This window comes from Microseira wollei NIES-4236, assembly GCF_020521235.1.
GTDB lineage: Bacteria > Cyanobacteriota > Cyanobacteriia > Cyanobacteriales > Aerosakkonemataceae > Microseira > Microseira wollei.
Genome location: NZ_BLAY01000038.1, coordinates 1 through 16,139 on the forward strand (window position 1 = coordinate 1; position 16,139 = coordinate 16,139).

A 16,139-nucleotide genomic window follows, 5' to 3' on the forward strand; every position below is an offset into this window, starting at 1 on the left:
GGGGCACGGCATTATACAATCTTTGGCTAGAAATCCAAACTTATCTAGGCCGTGCTACTACAAAACCTGTTAAAGGTTGAAAATCAGGGGCACGGCATTATACAATCTTTGGCTAGAAATCCAAACTGATCTAGGCCGTGCTACTACAAAACCTGTTAAAATAGGTTGAAAATCAGTAGGTGCGGGTAATACCTGCCCAGTCACAGAACCGGAGGGATATTCCAGTCAGTTTTAACTGAATTTAGCTAAAAGCTGCGAAATTTATGACGCGCATATTCCCGGTTTCTGCGAAAAATCGTTGGTTTGGAAGAGATCGACGGTCGAAACTGGGTTTCTTTTCTCGTCGTGCTTAAGTCCTGTAAAAGCTGCGAAATTTATTTTTGGGCTTTCTGGGCTGTTAGCTTCCCCTTCTTCCACATTCTTCAGTAACGAATTTGCAGGGTAACGGTAGCTTCGACTCGCTGTTCGCCGCCAATCACTGGCGTAGACAGTTCTCTTGCAGCTATATCGCCCATACCAGGAGCGACAGCACGAGGGATGAATCGTGGTGGGGGTGCAAACGCATTGTTAATTTGTATCCCAATAACCTCCTGACGCGATAGGTTCAAGGTGCTTAAAACAACATCGGCTTGTTGTTGGGCTTCTTGGGTTGCTTCCCGCAGAGCTTGTTGTCGAGCGGTAGCGATCGCATCTTCACTGGCGACAAAACTAATCCCGTCGATGCGCGTCGCCCCGGCATTAACGGCTTCATCTAACAAATTTCCCACTCGCTGGGTATCGATGCGAAAGCTCACCGTGTTGACGCCTGTGTATCCTGTCAGGCGCTGCACGTTGTTTTCAAATGTATAGTTGGGGTTAAGTCTGATACCAGTGGTTTGCAGCTTTTCCAGATTGCGCGATCGCAACAACTCGACTACCGCAGACGACCGTCGCGCCACCTCTTGTTGTACTCCGGTAGCATTTTTACCTTGGACTTCGACACCCAACTGCACCAAAGCGATGGTAGCGGGGATGGTTTCCTCGCCGCGACCTGTTACAGAGAGCGATCGCACTATCGGACGTTGAGTTTGTCCAAGATCTTGCGCCATGACCGGATGGGGCACTGTCAGATTCAGCAAGTATAAGCTTAAACCAATAGCAGGTAAACGATACCAGCCGGAAAAGATAGGATTCATTAGCTTACTTCTTTTTAGACTAGGCTTTGCTTTTCTAATCTGCCACCCCAGGAACCAAACAGTTTCAGCCGTTACATTTTTTGTAACCACGTCCTCAAGCGAGCGCGATTTTTGTAAAGAAATTTGTACATTAGGAAAGAATTGATTTGTAAGCAACTAATGGTTGACGCATTGACATGGATGAATCACTTCACCAACTCGTTCCCAGCTTTGGGACTCCCGCTGCTAGCAGTAGCAACTGAATCAGAAGATACATTGATGCTACTACCAGGAGTGCTGCTGAGTTTAGTTGTTGTTTATTTTGCCAGCAAAGTGGGTGGAGAAATCTCCAACAAATTTGGCTTACCCCCCGTTTTAGGCGAACTGGTGGGTGGCGTCCTAGTGGGATGCTTTACATCTGCTGGTATTTCCAGAAGGCGGAGTTGATAGTTCCAACTCGCTGTTGATGCAGTGTCTGCAAACAACGGCGGGTTTAAGTCCCACCGCCGCAGAAGCTACTTTTAAAGCTCAAAGTGAAGTAATTTCTGTTTTGGCTGAGTTGGGTGCGATCATCCTGCTGTTTGAAATCGGTCTGGAATCGAATTTAAAGGAACTGATAGCAGTCGGTATCCCAGCAACTGTCGTCCCATGTGTCGGGGTAGCAGTACCGTTTGCTTTAGCTACGGCGGGGTTGATGATTACAGCGGCCTGCTGCCGCGTCAGGTACAGGCATCCTCCGAACGACTTTTGCGCTCGCCTCGCGAGCGCAAAAGTCGTCGCTTGTAGATCAAAGCCTACTCCATTAATTTATGAACAAAAAAATATCTCAGCTGGTAAAAAACTTTTCCTGATTCTGGAATAATCAGCCTTATTGCTTGGTGAAATATTGGATAATCAAATCGTTTAAGCCGTAGCAGGGTCTTTTTTGATATTACTTTTTGTAGTACTCGGGATATTTTAATTTTTTTTTCTACAGATATATATATAATACTACAAGTTGAAACAGAAAAAATCGCTATTGATGTCAAATGAAATATATGGTAATATAACGAAAGGGTGGTCTAAACATGCCAAAAGCGAGATGTGGGGATATGCCGTTATCAGATAAAGACCACTTCCACATGGAAGGGGCAGACGTAGTACTAGGTAGTCAGTTTTCTACTTATTCGGCTTAATCCTTGGTATTTCCCTCACAACCTAACGCCCATTATTGGAGCAGTAGGGACGTATAGCCTGAAGTTAGAGCTAAAACTCAATAACTTTGAGCGTTCAAAACTTGCGGGTTGCGCTGGTTTTAGCCGCTTAGTGTACAACGCAAGGGCTATCGCTACTTACCCAATCGTGGGGATGCGAGGGAATCCTTGCTACCGACTCCAAGCGCTTAGCCGAGATGGAGAAAGTCAAAACCAACCAGGTCAAAACTAAGCCCCAATACGCTTGGATGAACCAATACCCATCAGGCATCTACTCATCAGCACTAAGAAATTTAGCACTAGCTGTTGACCGATGGCGTAAAGGCTCTTCTAGTTTGACTCGATTCAAATCTAAGAAGAGGGGAGAAAGTTTCACAGTTCTGAAGAAATCCGGCGTTTACAAGGCCGGTGAACCGATAATTCCGTTCACTCATCGTCAGGTGCTGCACTCAGGCAAGAAGATCGCTATCCCCGGTTTAGGAGAATACAGGCTCAAGAAAAGAATTCCATTCCTTTGTTCAAGTCAAACATTCACTATTTCCAGAGTAGCAGACAGATGGTTCGTTTAATTTGCACTCGATATTGACAAAGTTCCACCGCTTCTACACCCAGTTGAATCGGTTGGTATCGACTTAGGTATTAAATGCTTTGCCACCTTGTCAGACGGCTCTAAAATTGTTGCTCCACACACCCTGAAATCAGCTCTAACCAAGCTAAGTAAGGAGCAGTGGCAGAACCGCAACAAGCGATTGGGTAACCGCAGTCAAGGAATCAAAGCATCTTTCAATGCCTTAAAGTACTACCAAAGATTGGCAAAAAGCCACGCGAGGATCGCTAATATCAGGCGAGACTTTTGGCAAAAAACCACGACTGACATCTCAATGTCGCTGGGATGATAGCTAATCAAAAATTAGCCCAAGCTATTTCAAGCTTGGGATTTTATGAATTCCGAAGAATGTTGATTTACAAGGCGATATTCTTTGGGACAAAAGTGGAACTGGTTGACAGGTGGTTCGCTTCCTCTAAAACATGCTCGTGCTGCGGGAACGTTCAACCAATGCCTCTGTTGGAGCGTATTTACAAATGCGGTAAGTGTGGCGTTTCCATCGAGCGCGATCTAAATGCTGCGATCAATCTGGAAAATGCCCCTCAGAACCCTTGTACGTGCAAGAAGCGCGGAATTTACGCCTGGGGACACTGTTGGATCCGACTCCCAAAGGTTGAAGCAGGAAGCTTTCCGTCGAATTAAGCTTGCATACTTGATTTGAGTAAGTTTTGTCTTGCACAACACCTGTTAGCAAAACTCAAACTACACTGTGGCAGCCAGTAAAAAAATAAACAGTTGATACAAATTGTTAATAGCACATAAAAAGAGTAAATATGCTGGTTTTTCTACCGAAAATATCACTGATACTTCTAGTCAGTATTTTTGCACAAGAATATCACTGCTGGCGTCGTGCAATCTTATCGTCTGCTGTGGTTTTGAGTGTATTTATCATAGGAGCAACTGAGCTTTTAAGTCTATTTAGACTGTTGACATTTGGCTGTGTATTGGGAGTATGGGGATTATTAACTATTGGGTTAGGAATTCTTTACTATCAGCGGTTAAAATCAAATAAACAAACTTATCGCCTCAATAAAATTTTGCGTGTTTTTAGGAATCTAAATTCACCATTTCTAGGAATTTTACTGTTAGGGGTAGTTTTTATTTCTGTCACAGTTGGGTTAATTGCTTTCGTAGCGCCCCCTAATACATGGGACTCGATGACTTATCACATGAGCCGTGTCGTTCATTGGATGCAAAACCAAAGCGTTGCTCATTACCCAACCTACAATTTACCGCAGTTATTTCATCCACCTTTTGCAGAGTTTACCATTATGCATTTGCAGATTCTCAGCGGTGGCGATCGCTTTGCCAATTTTGTGCAATGGTTTAGCATGATTGGCAGCATTATTGGTGTATCGCTGATTGCCAAAGAACTGGGAGCTAATGTACGCGGTCAAGTTTTTGCTGCTGTTTTCTGCGCTACAATTCCTATGGGAATTCTTCAAGGATCGAGTACTCAAAATGACTATGTTGTAGCTTTTTGGTTAGTTTGCCTAGCTTACTATGTTTTACTGACCGTAAAAGCAACAAACAAGCAATATCCTCTTTTTTTCATTGGTGCTAGCTTAGGTTTAGCGATTTTGACAAAATCATCAGGTTATATCTACTCCTTCCCTTTTATGGTTTGGTTAAGTTGGGTAATGTTCCAGCGCAAACGCTGGAATATTTGGAAACCACTTTTATTGGTTGCCACCATTTTTTTTGTTCTGAATATTTCCCATTACCTACGTAACTTAGATTTATTTTTCACCCTACTTGGTACACCTAAAAACTTTGAATCAGAATATAAAATTGAAGCTTTTAGCCTGCCAATTCTGCTCTCTAATAGTCTGAGAAACTTATCCTTACACAGTGATATTGTCCGTCACCTTGGAGTAGAAAAATGGGTTAATCCACTAACTGGAATCATCGCCAAAATTATTAGTGTTATCCACGTCTTTATCGGTGTGGATATGAACGATCCACGCACGACTTATCCCCCTGGTTCTTATAGAGTTCCGGGTTTATCATTTGATGAAAATGTAGCAGGAAATCCACTTCATTTGTGGCTGATTTTTGTGTCGGTATGCTTTGGCTTACTTAATAAAAAAATCCGAAAACAAAAAATAATTATTACTTATTTATTAGTTACTATTAGCGCGTTTATAATGCTCTGCCTACTCCTCAAACTTCAACCTTATCAAAGCCGTCATCATTTGTCTATTTTCGTCTTATTTTCAGCATTTTTTGGAGTAGTCTTTTCCCAGATTCCCAATGCAATTATTACTAATGCAATCGTCGTTACTCTTATTATTACGTCATTTCAGTGGGTTTTTAGTAATAAATTTAGACCAATTGCCGCAGAAGCTAATATTTTTAACATGAGTAGAATCGAACAATACTTTATCAATAGACCTCAACTGAAAGCGCCCTATGTAGAAGCCACGAAATTTGTTCTATCTAAAAACTGTTCTAACATTGGACTATCTTTAGGAACAGGCATTAATGTGGGTAATCAATATTGGGAATATCCACTCTGGCCTCTTTTACATAATAAACACAGTAAAATTATTTGGATGCAACATATTAACGTCCAAAATATTTCCAATAAAAAATCTAATGTCTATCCTTTTAATAACTTTATTCCTTGTGCAATTATTTCTGTTAGAGCTAGCTCTATCAAGGAGAATTCCAATGAAAAAATGGTGTTCAATCAAGTTACTTACCGACGAGAATGGTCATCCGAAACGGGCTATATAAGTGTGTTAACAAAATCATAAGCGGCACGATATTACGATTTTTTCTGTAAAGTTTAGTTACGCAAAACGAAAAATAGCTGGGATGGTGCTGTTACAAACCCCTTGGCTGTAGAAGCAACTCAGGAGTCGGAACACAACTAATTCACGTTCGTAGTAGCGCTGTATTCGATCTCTGCGCTACTACAAACTAACCTAAATATTTTTAGCAAATAGGGTATAGCGGCGGATTGTTTGAGCATAGCGGCGACTTAAATTACGCGAAGGATTGGCATCGTGCATTAAGGCATGAATGGCACGGGTAAAACCTTTTTCGTAGGCGCGAGTTTGACATTTTGCTACTAACAAATTACCCAAACCAGCGTAAATTCGTTTGGGCAAAACTGCAACAGTTTTAATAATAATATTGTTGACAATTTCTCCTCGTTGTGCTTGCAGCCAGTCGGGAATTGCAAATAGAAATCCGACTGGGTTGTGGCGATCTTCTGCTATTAGTATTAACTCCCGATTGAGATAGGGTAATAGGGGACGGTATTGGGCAACGAATGCGGCTTCTGTGATTTGCGTGTAAAGAAAATTACCGCGAAAGCTGGCGATTGCCACATGATAAATCCCATGCATTTCTGCCTCAATCCGCTGCAAGTTTATCGGGCGAATTTCCACACCTGCCTTGTGCAATCGGCTTTCTACCCGCTCTAGTCGCGGATCGACATAACTTAAGTTTGTATTCAACGCCGAACTGTACTGAGCCAGGGGTGTAAAGCCTTGGTCTAAAAAATGACTAGGCCAATCATCAGGATTATCCGGTTCGAGAAAGAAGACTGGGTGCGTACCCCGTTCGGTCAGCAGTCGATAGCGCTGCCAAGTATTACCATCAATCGGAGCTATTGCCAGAGTACAGCCAAACGCGGCTAATTGTTCGCAAGCTTGCTGTAAAAGTTGAGTTGCTGTCGCCGCATCTTTAACTGCATAATGACCGATAAATCCCACGCGGTGGTTAAGGTAAGGAGGCATATTTTGCCACCATAAAGAACAACGTCCGATTATCTTGCCCTCAGCGCTATCATCCCTAATCAAAACCCAATGAGCATCGGGTATTTCTGGTAATTCCTCATCGATAGTGTGTCCTATTTCCTGCATAAAAATCTTTCCCCCTATTACCAATTACCAATTACCCTCGTTCCCTGGATCTGCCTGGGAACGCCATTACCCATTAAATAATTTCTTCCAATATAAAATTTTTGTAGAAAAACACCTTATCCTGTTGATAGAGATGATAAGCTAAATTGCTCAAAGGTTGCAAGCAATGAGCCATTGACTCTGGACGACTGCGAGAAACTAATAGATTCCAATAAGCTAATCGACCTTTACTGCGCCCGACTCGTACCAGTTTTTTTAGCAGTTGATGATAGTTATCCAAAGACATTAATTCAAAGATATCGCTCAAGTTGTAGCGATCGATAGTGGTTTCTTCCAATGTATCTAGAAAGTCTTCAATGGCGATACAGTGCCACTCTAAACGGTCGAGGTTAGTACGAATCGCCTCGAAATTTTCAGGACGTAGGGCGTAGGGAAGCACGTTCAAATGTTGTCCCATGACAATCCAATGCAGGTAGGGATTTTCAGCAGGATTTAGAGTGGTAATTGCATAACGGGTACGTTGCAAAAGATGCGAGGCAATATTATCTTCGACATACTTGAAAAAACTGGGATCGCGTCCCATTCGCCCCAGTACAAATTGCGAGAAAAACCCTCGAAATAAAAGCTGCCATCGCCAATTATTCCACCGCTTTTCATATAAAAATTTTCGGTTTTCAGAGTTATCTTCCCTGAGAAAGGCGATGATATCCTCGCGACTGTGAATTAGGGGCAGGATGTAGCGACGGAATATAGTTAAATAATGCTCGAATTTTCCAAGTGTGCCGATGCCTTGTGCGTTAGCATTCAAACGCACATCCCAAAATTCACGAGTAGTGGGCGATAGTTGCAAGCGACAGCGCCGGTAGAGAGCGGTTCTAAGTTTAGCAACTTTGGCATGATTTTCTTCGGGTTCCTCTAAAGAGTTTCTCGACCCGATTAACACTAACAATTCTGGATGTGTTAATTCTCGATAAGCTGCTACTCGCAGTTCCAAACAAGCAATTTGAGCGGGATTTAAATCGACTGCAATTACCCGTTTTGGACTGCGACTGAGCATCGCCAGCGTATTGTCTCCAGCAGAAGCGATAGACAAACAAACCTGGTGAGGTTGAATATCAAGCGCATCTAGAAGAATATCCGCATCTTCCCAACATTGAGCGTAACGGATATGAGAAAAATTGGCAGTAAGTGCGATTTCACTGGGCATTAAAAAATTTCAGATTTGAGATTTTAGATTTCAGATTGAGGAAACTATCTTGTAGGTTACCTTTCCCACAAATCAACAATTAGCAATTAGCAATTACCCATTACCCATTACCCATTACGTTAATTTTGCAAACTCTTCCGGTACTGCCATCTAATTCTACCCAATCGCCGTCTTTTAACCATTGGGTAACGCCGGGAATGGAGACAATCGCAGGAATTCCCAACTCCCGTGCGACAATAGCAGCATGAGACAGCAAGCTACCTCTTTCTACTAACAACCCAGCGGCGGCGGGAAAGAGTAAAATCCAACCCGGATCGGTGCGTTCTGCTACTAAAATTGTACCTGGTTTTAGGGGTTCGCCTTTATCTTCTCCTACGACTTGTTTTGGATCGGAAATGACGCGCACGGAACCTCGTACCAATCCGGGAGAACAGCCAATTCCTTGCAAGTAAGAATCGGTAATTGGGGACGGGGAAAGGTGGTTTTTAAATTGCAATCCTTGATAAACAATGCCGTGGGTTTCAAAGCGATCGGCAGGTGCTGGCATTTCCCTATATTTGGCAAATTCTGCCTTTCTTACCCCTACCAATCCCTGCAAATCTGTACAGGTAGCCGTCCCTTCAATATATCCCAATATTTCCTCGACTTCTAAGTAAAAAATATCGCGGCAATCCTCGATTAAATTCAGGGCATAAAACCGCTTTCCTAATTCTACAAACACTCGACGGGCGCGACCAAAAACGCGGGTGCGTTCAAAGCGTAAATTTTCGCGATCGCGCACTCGGTGGCGGGTATTTTTCAGCACCCAGTTAAACAATAATTTGCGGATTGGATTAGACCTCAACCCCCTTCTTGCTTTTAATTCTGCCGCCTTTCTTAATGGATTTTCTTTGGGTAAATTATTTTGTTTTTCGGTTGTTTGTACCTGTGCTAATTGTCCCACAGCACGCAATAAAGGCAAGGGGTCATCGTGCAGCGTGGGGCTTTCTAGTTTGAGTTCTTCTAAGCAGCGATCGCCAAATTTCTCCAAATATTGTTGATACTGCAATTTAAACTGCGGAACCCGTTCCATCGCTGACAAAATTACCTCTAAAGATTCGTCCATCAAAAAATTGACAAAAACTATATTTTCTGATATCAATCCAGCCATCTCTAGCATTCTTTGAGCCGGTTCTGTACTAATAATTCCGCCTTCGCCGCCAATTAAATCGTTTTGCAATGTGAGGGATTTATCTTTGCACCATTGTTCGGTCATGCGGCGCAAAACCCCATAGAAAATCATCGCAAAGAAATCGTTAATTAAAGGCGCATCCCAGCGAGTTATCAGTTGACGTTCCACGTGACGGTAATAAGCCGCTAACTCATCGGTGCGTAATGCTTCTATATTAAATTGTGGCGGCAAAGCTTTAGCCAACCTTTGATAAAATTTCCGACGGCGACGAGGTAGTAGAAAATAATTTTTTATTAAACCGACAACTGTCATTAACAGTCGCCAACTATCTTGCAAGCGATTTTGCCAGGTAGCGGCATGTAAGTCCGAGACAATACTTTCTGGTAGGGATTCTTTTAACCCCAGCATTTGTTCCATAAACCGCCGATTTACTTTAAAACCGGGCAACAAAGCTAAAACGCGATACCAACTCAGCAGGTTGTAATAAACTCTGCCTTGAATTAGCCCAATCATGCGGCTAAATGTATCGTTGTGCTGATTTATCGTATCCGTCGGAACTCCCATAAAGTAGCAGAATTGACGATAAACTTCCTCATAAGCACGACGAGCAAAACTGAAGGTAAGCGGTGTAGTAACGCCGCTATAACTTTCAGCAATATTGCTGTTATCCCACAAGTTAAATATCCCGTCTGGATCGGGCATTTGCGCCAGGGCAGTAATCGGGCGAGATTGCAATAGGTAAAGTTGCCCGCTTTCAATTGCCCATTCAATATCTTGGGGAACTTGAAAATATTTGCTTACCTGACGCGCCAACTCCGCTACTGCTAAAATTTGGTTATCCTTAAGAATCGGTTTTTCGCCAATAATTTGACGTTCAATAATAGACCCTTCTCGATCGACACGATAAGTATCTGCGTCGTTTTCTCCCGATACTAAAGAACTCGCTAAACCTGGAACTGCACTAACAACTGCTATACTCCTTCTTCCCGTTACCGGATCGGCAGCAAAAGCTACTCCAGAAACTTCCGCATTCACCATTCTTTGAATCAGCACAGCAGGTGGATGGGGAATGGGAGATAAACCCAGTTCTTGACGGTAATTGAGGACGCGAATATTAAAACCCGATCGCCAAACCGCAGCTATTTTATCGACTACATCTGCCGGTTTTACGTGCAAAAAACTATCGAATTGCCCCGCAAAAGAATGCTGCATTCCATCTTCATCACTCGCAGAAGAACGCACCGCCAACAGTTCTGCATTCGGACAAAGTTCAGCTAAAGCTTGCAGCAATTCTAATTGCACCGCTTCCCTGGGTTGGACAGTTACCAACCCTGTTTGAATTGCCTTATATTGTTGCAATGAGGTTTCGTCAAACTTCTGTTGAGTATTGACGCTATCTTCAAACGCTGCGGCAGACACAACAAACCCATTGGGAATCAGAAAACCTTCGCTTTGCAATTGTGCAATTGCCCTAGCCTTGCCTCCCATTAAAGATGCTTTTTCTTTATCTTCCAACTGAATAATATATTTCATTTGAAATCCGTTTAATTATAAGAATTCGCCCAATATCTTACTAGCTTCCCCCCAGAAGAATACCCAATCAACGAACCACAGAGATAAGAATAGCCTGCGTAGGCAGGCTTTGTTTGTATAGCGGCAGACTTGAGTCTGCCAGATACTTACAAACGCAACAAAAGCGGAACAATACCTAAACAGAGATATACAAGCAGCGTCCACAGTGCAGTCATTGCCTCGATCAGTTTAGCGCGTTTGGTAACGGGTTTTTGCAGAAAAAGCCACCCTACCCCTACCACACTAGCCAATAATATGCCTAAAAGCCAACTAACCGGGGTGGTAAAGTTAATTTGGGATGCGGCGATGGAGGCGGCGATCGCACTCAACCCCAACACCCACATCCAAGCTACCACAGCCTTTCCCATTCCCCAAATCGCGCTATAAGTCTCTACCCCGAATTCTTCACCTTCAGGCGCACGAATTTTCCGCCCAATTTCAATTGCCGTCCCGGTAAAAAAACTCGCCCCTAAAAACCAAAAAATCCTAGCATTCGGTGCATTTCCCACAACTAACCAATCGCAAGCACTTGCATACAAATTAATCAGCGGTACGTAAACTAAATGACTCAACATATATGCCAAAGGATGCACCTTTAACCAATCGCGCACAAAGAATTCTTTGCACATTAACCCAAAGTAACACCACACCAAACCCAACAACAAAGCCAAACTCGGTGATAGCCAAAAAGCCAAACCTAGCTGAATAATAGCAGTCCCAACACCCAGCCAACCCAACTCGCGCAAACTGACTAAACCTCTAGGAACAGGACGATATGGACGGTATCGCGCATCATCTGCAAAATCTTTAAACTCATCCGCGATTCGCATTTGTAAAAAGAAGAGAAACACGCTGACAAATGCCACCACCATTGCAGCTATACTCGGCATTCTCCTCCCATGTATCAGCACCGAGTAACTAACCGCCGAAATACTAAAAACTGCAATCGGCAATCCATGTTTCAGAACCGGGAAGCGTTCTTTTTGATAAACCCACCATCGATTAACCATATATTTTAATTGGTTTGTAGTAAGGACTTTAGTCCTTATTTGCGAACTTTGGCGGGACTAAAGTCCCTACTACAAACAAAGAAGTTTATTATTCATTCCCTTCAAATCTTCGCCTTAGATTCACATTTGCCAGTCCTTGCGCTAGTTCAATTTCTTCATTACTCCAACCTTGGGATTGCAAGCGGCTAGCAATTTGCGTATCGCTAAAACCACGCTCCTTTGCTTTTACCGTATAATCAACCAAAGCTAATTCTGTAGTAGATAACCTTTCTTGCGGGCGACTTTCACCGCTCGTTTCTCCCTCGGTTGAGGTAAGATTTTCAGTGACTATACCTGCAAACTTCACAATTCCCCAAATACCTCCTACTATTACTATACCTATCAACCAGGCAAAGCAAAGCCAAATTACTAGCCCAATTCCTAGCGTACAAATTGTTAATGAAATTAACATAGATACAGCAGCTTGTATGCTTCCAGCCGTTACTGCCATCAAAATCAAAAGAACTACACTACCTACAGCTACACTGTTTACGGACAATTCTCCCCTAAAAAATAGAAATCTTTTTTCTTCGTTCATTTCATCACCTTATAATCGATTATCAAGCGTTGTTTCCCAATAGCGAATGAAAGCAATAATCAAAGCCATATAGAAAGGTATGGCAAAGGTTATTTCCACAGGTAGGTTAGTAATTGGTGTCTTGAAACCAATATAACTTTTAACGGCAGTTTCGCCATAAACCCGGTAACCATTGATAATTAGCCAAGACTCTAGAGGCCAAACTAAGGCACTGGTAATCATCAAAGCAATGCCAAATCTTTGGATGATAGGGTAGTGGATGAAAAATCTGGCGATCGCTACCGCTGCTACTCCAATTATCAGCACCCACGCTGCGATCAGTATTATACTAATATCGTGAAAAACATAAGACCACTGCGGAAATTTTTCATTCCTCACCATCGGCTCAATCATTACTTCAAATAAAAACACTCCTAGAAATGCAATCAACAAACTTCGCCACCATTTTCTACCCTTTACAGGTATTAACAACTCGTCGTCAATCACAAAACTCCAATACTTATAAAATGCGATGACCAATCCCGTAAACACAGGTATATAGTAAAGCACTTCTATCGGCACTCCCAAGATAAAAATGCCCGAAATAGCCTGTAAAACTTCAGGAGCATAACTGCGAACCCCGATATTTACAACAATCATTTCTAATGGTATAATTAGCGCGGTTAATATTCCCAGATCAACCCCAAATTTTTTCCATTCTTTCCAATGTTCTAAAAACTTATCTACTAACAGCACAACACTCAAAATCAACGATGTCCAGCCAATCGTCAAAATCCAACTAACATCGTGGTAAACATACGCCCACTGTCCCATTTTGTAGTTATTCCACATGGGAGAAGTGAATAGTTCAAAAATTAACACTCCCACACTCATCACCAAAAATCGCAGCCATATTTTATCTTTGACTTTCCGCAGTATAAAAAAACTTGCGCCCACCCCAGCAAATATAAAAGCCTCAAACAAAATAATGGGTAACGTAGCATTTTTATCGAAGCTGCAATTGGCTAAAAGCGGGTAATAAAGTGTTGTCATCATAGGGTAATTGGGAATTGCTAATTGTTAATTGCTAATTGCTTAGGGAGCGTTTAAATTTCCGCCGGATACTGTTTCTTTTTGGCGAAATTCCGAGTCTTTAATTTTGCATCCTCCCCACTTCGCTTGACAAAATTCGGGTAAAGTAGTCAACCTTTCCCAGATTTTCCACAGCGGTGCTTCTAAAATGTTGCCAAATTTAGCATGATTGAAATCGCAAGACATAATATCCCCGTAAGGAGAAACGTAGAAGTAACTCGTACCGCAGGAACATCCAACGCTACGATGACTGGTAAAGTACCCAAAGAAAACTACTCCCGGATAACTGGGATTTTGATTGTATTTTTTAGCTGACTGAATCATCTCTTCTATCCAGTCATTATTATCTACTAAATCTTGCCGTTCTTTATATCTTCCAGTCGGTAATGCATCAAAAACCAGCACTTCGTGAATCCCGATCTTTTTCCCTAATTTGACAATTCTGTCTAATTCTCCATCGTGATAAGCTTCAGGGGTTATAGTTGTAGCAATTCCTGTGGAAAATCCTAATTTTTTAGCTTTTTCAATTCCTCTAATCGCTCTGTTAAATAAACCCGGTTGCTGGCGGAATTGGTCGTGCTTTTCAGGAGTAGCCGCATCAATGCTAATATAAATGCTATCCAATCCGGCTTTTTTTAATTCTGCTGCTCGTTGTTCTAAATGCCAGCCGTTTGTAAACATAATAGTCGTCGATAAATCTTTATCAACGGCTTTTATTATTTCTGGCAAGTCTTTTCTTAACAGCGGTTCGCCTCCGACAAAGTTAATCACAGACACTCCCAAATCTTGCGCGTCTTTAATTAATTTTTTCGCTTGGGCTAGCGTTAAAATATTTCTATCTTTTTCTTCTACCGCTGTAAAAAAACTACAATGCTCGCAAGCGGCGTTGCAGATATCGTTGACAGCAAAACTCATCAAGTTGGGCAAGTTTTTATTTTGAATCGTGCGATATAAGGCGCGAGCAATAAAATTAGACGCTGGCTTGCTGAATAATGCTGGCGTTGATAAAGAATACACTGGATAGCCGTTGCGGAAATGTATAATTTTGTTATGATTTAAGTAGATTTTGTAAAGTATTTTGACAAAATCTTGACTGTAATCTAAAGCTTTAGTAGCTAAAAACCATTTGAGGCGGAGGTTGGTAAAAAAAGAGTGCATGACAAATATTTAAATTAAATAAATTCCTCCTGGTTTCATATTAAGCACAGATCTTAAAGATAATTTTGGCGATCGCAATGATTTAATCTTTGTTTTTGATAGTAAAAGAATAGTTAAACATAAAGCTGAAAAAACTGTGGTTCGGTATTGCAAGTATAAAAGCGTTGAGGCAGAAGTAGGAAGCTCCGAGCGGGTGTATAGCCCCTCGTAGTTGCGATGCACGCACTTTTTAGCGAGAGGTGATGATCGATCGTCACCAGCTGCTGCCAAATCATGGTATTGTTCAACCCAGTTTCAACTGTGAACTTATACAACTCCCAACCCCCACCCGACGTGACTAGCAAACAATCTGCTGCTGTTGCTACCTAAAACAGGAGAAACCGAGAATCAGCAACCCCGCTCTCCCATAGACGGGGCAAGAGGCGTAAGTTTTGAAGCCGTGCTGACCAGCCTCAGACTTTCCTTGTCTACGTTTTTTAAGTCATGACACCTTGGGATGCGTCGCTAGTCCCTTGCCCTGTCGCTAATCGTTAAACAGTTCTAAGGTCACTGGAACAGTGCGGTTGGTGCAAAAAGCTTAGAAAACATTGGCGAAGCGAACATTACCCGTTCTACGGAGATTCTCAATGTCCAATTTTGTATTTGTCGTTGATACGAATCAGCGACCGCTCAGTCCAGTGCATCCGGGTACGGCACGTCACCTGTTAACTCAGGGGAAAGCCGCCGTGTTTCGTCGCTATCCGTTCTGCATCATCCTGAAAGAAGCCTATACCGATGTCACCGTACAGGACTTGGAACTCAAACTAGATCCAGGCTCCAAAGTCACGGGAATTGCTATCAAGTTCGGCAAGAAAATCATTTTTCTTGCCGAACTACAACATCGGGGTCAACAAATCAAGGATGCGCTTTTATCCCGTCGTCAACTGCGACGAGGAAGACGAAGCCGTAAGGCCCGATATCGCAAAGCACGATTCCTCAACCGCACAAGTCCTGGTGGGTGGTTGGCTCCTAGCCTTCAGCATCGGGTTGAAACAACGATGACATGGGTCAATAAATTCATTCGACTGGCACCTATCAGTTCAATTGTTCAAGAGCTAGTCAGATTTGACCTACAACTGATGCAGAATCCTGAAATCTCAGGGGTGTTGTATCAGCAGGGAGAATTGCAAGGCTGCGAGGTCAGAGAATACTTACTGAACGTGCGACCCGTTCGTCATAAACCGTATCACGGGGGACTGGCGGCATAGGTCAATAGTGAGTGCCTAAATCTCACTACGAACCTTGACAACTTGGTGTTCATGAGAGTGAAAGTCTCTCCTCACAGACGCAAGTGATGACAGCATCACCCCTACCCAAGAAATTAGCAACTTCAGGGGTAAAGCGGGGCGAAAAGGAGGTAATCGGCAACCTAAGTCGAAATCCCTTCGAGCAAGAATCCATGAGCAGCGAAAGCAAAGATGTGGCTGAACCGCCGTTAGGTATAACCAGCGAAATTAGGTTGATTACGCTGGGAGACCCAAAAGGGCAAGGATAAGGGGCTGGCG

At 42.7% G+C, this 16,139-nt stretch carries 13 protein-coding genes and 2 pseudogenes; 7 read left to right on the forward strand and 8 right to left on the reverse strand.

The features are described 5' to 3' along the window. Nucleotides 1-422: 422 nt before the first annotated feature. Complete coding sequence (locus tag MiSe_RS14270) at nt 423-1,175, reverse strand: SIMPL domain-containing protein (RefSeq protein ID WP_226580467.1); 753 nt, start codon at nt 1,173-1,175, stop codon at nt 423-425. 159 nt (nt 1,176-1,334) lie between these two features. Between MiSe_RS14270 and MiSe_RS14275 the strand changes: the two are divergent. The 5 genes and pseudogenes from MiSe_RS14275 to MiSe_RS14295 all read left to right on the forward strand — a co-directional run. Next, nucleotides 1,335-1,854 (forward strand): annotated as a pseudogene (locus tag MiSe_RS14275) (cation:proton antiporter domain-containing protein); the annotation flags it as partial. A gap of 690 nt (nt 1,855-2,544) precedes the next feature. Next, the gene (locus tag MiSe_RS14280) at nt 2,545-2,916 is read left to right on the forward strand and encodes a hypothetical protein (protein ID WP_226580470.1); all 372 of its coding nucleotides are present in this window, start codon (nt 2,545-2,547) and stop codon (nt 2,914-2,916) included. Nucleotides 2,917-2,985: 69 nt separating this feature from the next. Beyond that, nucleotides 2,986-3,243 carry a transposase gene (locus tag MiSe_RS14285; RefSeq protein ID WP_264196498.1) on the forward strand — a complete coding sequence of 86 codons (258 nt, stop codon included), beginning with the start codon at nt 2,986-2,988 and terminating at the stop codon, nt 3,241-3,243. Between the two features lie 59 nt (nt 3,244-3,302). Continuing rightward, entirely contained in the window at nt 3,303-3,596 is a 294-nt protein-coding gene (locus tag MiSe_RS14290; protein WP_444980496.1) for a zinc ribbon domain-containing protein, read from the forward strand. Nucleotides 3,597-3,727: 131 nt separating this feature from the next. Next, nucleotides 3,728-5,713: an ArnT family glycosyltransferase gene (locus MiSe_RS14295; protein ID WP_226580476.1), complete on the forward strand. Its 1,986-nt coding sequence runs from the start codon at nt 3,728-3,730 to the stop codon at nt 5,711-5,713. 171 nt (nt 5,714-5,884) lie between these two features. On the opposite strand, the gene MiSe_RS14300 is transcribed toward MiSe_RS14295, so the two are convergent. From MiSe_RS14300 to MiSe_RS14330, 7 genes are all read right to left on the reverse strand, one after another. Beyond that, complete coding sequence (locus MiSe_RS14300) at nt 5,885-6,829, reverse strand: GNAT family N-acetyltransferase (RefSeq protein ID WP_226580479.1); 945 nt, start codon at nt 6,827-6,829, stop codon at nt 5,885-5,887. A 73-nt stretch (nt 6,830-6,902) separates the two neighbouring features. Continuing rightward, the gene (locus tag MiSe_RS14305; RefSeq protein ID WP_226580481.1) at nt 6,903-8,036 is read right to left on the reverse strand and encodes a BtaA family protein; all 1,134 of its coding nucleotides are present in this window, start codon (nt 8,034-8,036) and stop codon (nt 6,903-6,905) included. A 100-nt stretch (nt 8,037-8,136) separates the two neighbouring features. After that, nucleotides 8,137-10,740: a PEP/pyruvate-binding domain-containing protein gene (locus MiSe_RS14310; RefSeq protein WP_226580484.1), complete on the reverse strand. Its 2,604-nt coding sequence runs from the start codon at nt 10,738-10,740 to the stop codon at nt 8,137-8,139. 146 nt (nt 10,741-10,886) lie between these two features. Next, nucleotides 10,887-11,789, reverse strand: a complete 903-nt coding sequence (locus tag MiSe_RS14315) for a UbiA family prenyltransferase (protein WP_226580486.1) — start codon at nt 11,787-11,789, stop codon at nt 10,887-10,889. Between the two features lie 88 nt (nt 11,790-11,877). Further along, on the reverse strand, nt 11,878-12,366 hold the full coding sequence (locus MiSe_RS14320; RefSeq protein ID WP_226580489.1) for a hypothetical protein: 489 nt from the start codon (nt 12,364-12,366) through the stop codon (nt 11,878-11,880). A 9-nt stretch (nt 12,367-12,375) separates the two neighbouring features. Continuing rightward, nucleotides 12,376-13,401, reverse strand: a complete 1,026-nt coding sequence (locus tag MiSe_RS14325) for a hypothetical protein (RefSeq protein ID WP_226580492.1) — start codon at nt 13,399-13,401, stop codon at nt 12,376-12,378. A 39-nt stretch (nt 13,402-13,440) separates the two neighbouring features. Next, complete coding sequence (locus MiSe_RS14330; RefSeq protein ID WP_226580495.1) at nt 13,441-14,595, reverse strand: radical SAM/SPASM domain-containing protein; 1,155 nt, start codon at nt 14,593-14,595, stop codon at nt 13,441-13,443. A gap of 626 nt (nt 14,596-15,221) precedes the next feature. Between MiSe_RS14330 and iscB the strand changes: the two are divergent. Together iscB and MiSe_RS14340 are read left to right on the forward strand one after the other, a co-directional pair. Continuing rightward, nucleotides 15,222-15,791, forward strand: a pseudogene (iscB, locus tag MiSe_RS14335) (RNA-guided endonuclease IscB); the annotation flags it as partial. Between the two features lie 137 nt (nt 15,792-15,928). Next, nucleotides 15,929-16,129: a hypothetical protein gene (locus tag MiSe_RS14340; RefSeq protein WP_226580498.1), complete on the forward strand. Its 201-nt coding sequence runs from the start codon at nt 15,929-15,931 to the stop codon at nt 16,127-16,129. Nucleotides 16,130-16,139: the final 10 nt, after the last annotated feature.

Bases quoted from the DNA above. Each gene is read 5' to 3' on its own strand.
- MiSe_RS14270 (WP_226580467.1), bottom strand. From the start codon at position 1,175: ATGAATCCTATCTTTTCCGGCTGGTATCGTTTACCTGCTATTGGTTTA.
- MiSe_RS14280 (WP_226580470.1), top strand. From the start codon at position 2,545: ATGGAGAAAGTCAAAACCAACCAGGTCAAAACTAAGCCCCAATACGCT.
- MiSe_RS14290 (WP_444980496.1), top strand. From the start codon at position 3,303: ATGTTGATTTACAAGGCGATATTCTTTGGGACAAAAGTGGAACTGGTT.
- MiSe_RS14295 (WP_226580476.1), top strand. From the start codon at position 3,728: ATGCTGGTTTTTCTACCGAAAATATCACTGATACTTCTAGTCAGTATT.
- MiSe_RS14300 (WP_226580479.1), bottom strand. From the start codon at position 6,829: ATGCAGGAAATAGGACACACTATCGATGAGGAATTACCAGAAATACCC.
- MiSe_RS14305 (WP_226580481.1), bottom strand. From the start codon at position 8,036: ATGCCCAGTGAAATCGCACTTACTGCCAATTTTTCTCATATCCGTTAC.
- MiSe_RS14310 (WP_226580484.1), bottom strand. From the start codon at position 10,740: ATGAAATATATTATTCAGTTGGAAGATAAAGAAAAAGCATCTTTAATG.
- MiSe_RS14315 (WP_226580486.1), bottom strand. From the start codon at position 11,789: ATGGTTAATCGATGGTGGGTTTATCAAAAAGAACGCTTCCCGGTTCTG.
- MiSe_RS14320 (WP_226580489.1), bottom strand. From the start codon at position 12,366: ATGAACGAAGAAAAAAGATTTCTATTTTTTAGGGGAGAATTGTCCGTA.
- MiSe_RS14325 (WP_226580492.1), bottom strand. From the start codon at position 13,401: ATGATGACAACACTTTATTACCCGCTTTTAGCCAATTGCAGCTTCGAT.
- MiSe_RS14330 (WP_226580495.1), bottom strand. From the start codon at position 14,595: ATGCACTCTTTTTTTACCAACCTCCGCCTCAAATGGTTTTTAGCTACT.
- MiSe_RS14340 (WP_226580498.1), top strand. From the start codon at position 15,929: ATGACAGCATCACCCCTACCCAAGAAATTAGCAACTTCAGGGGTAAAG.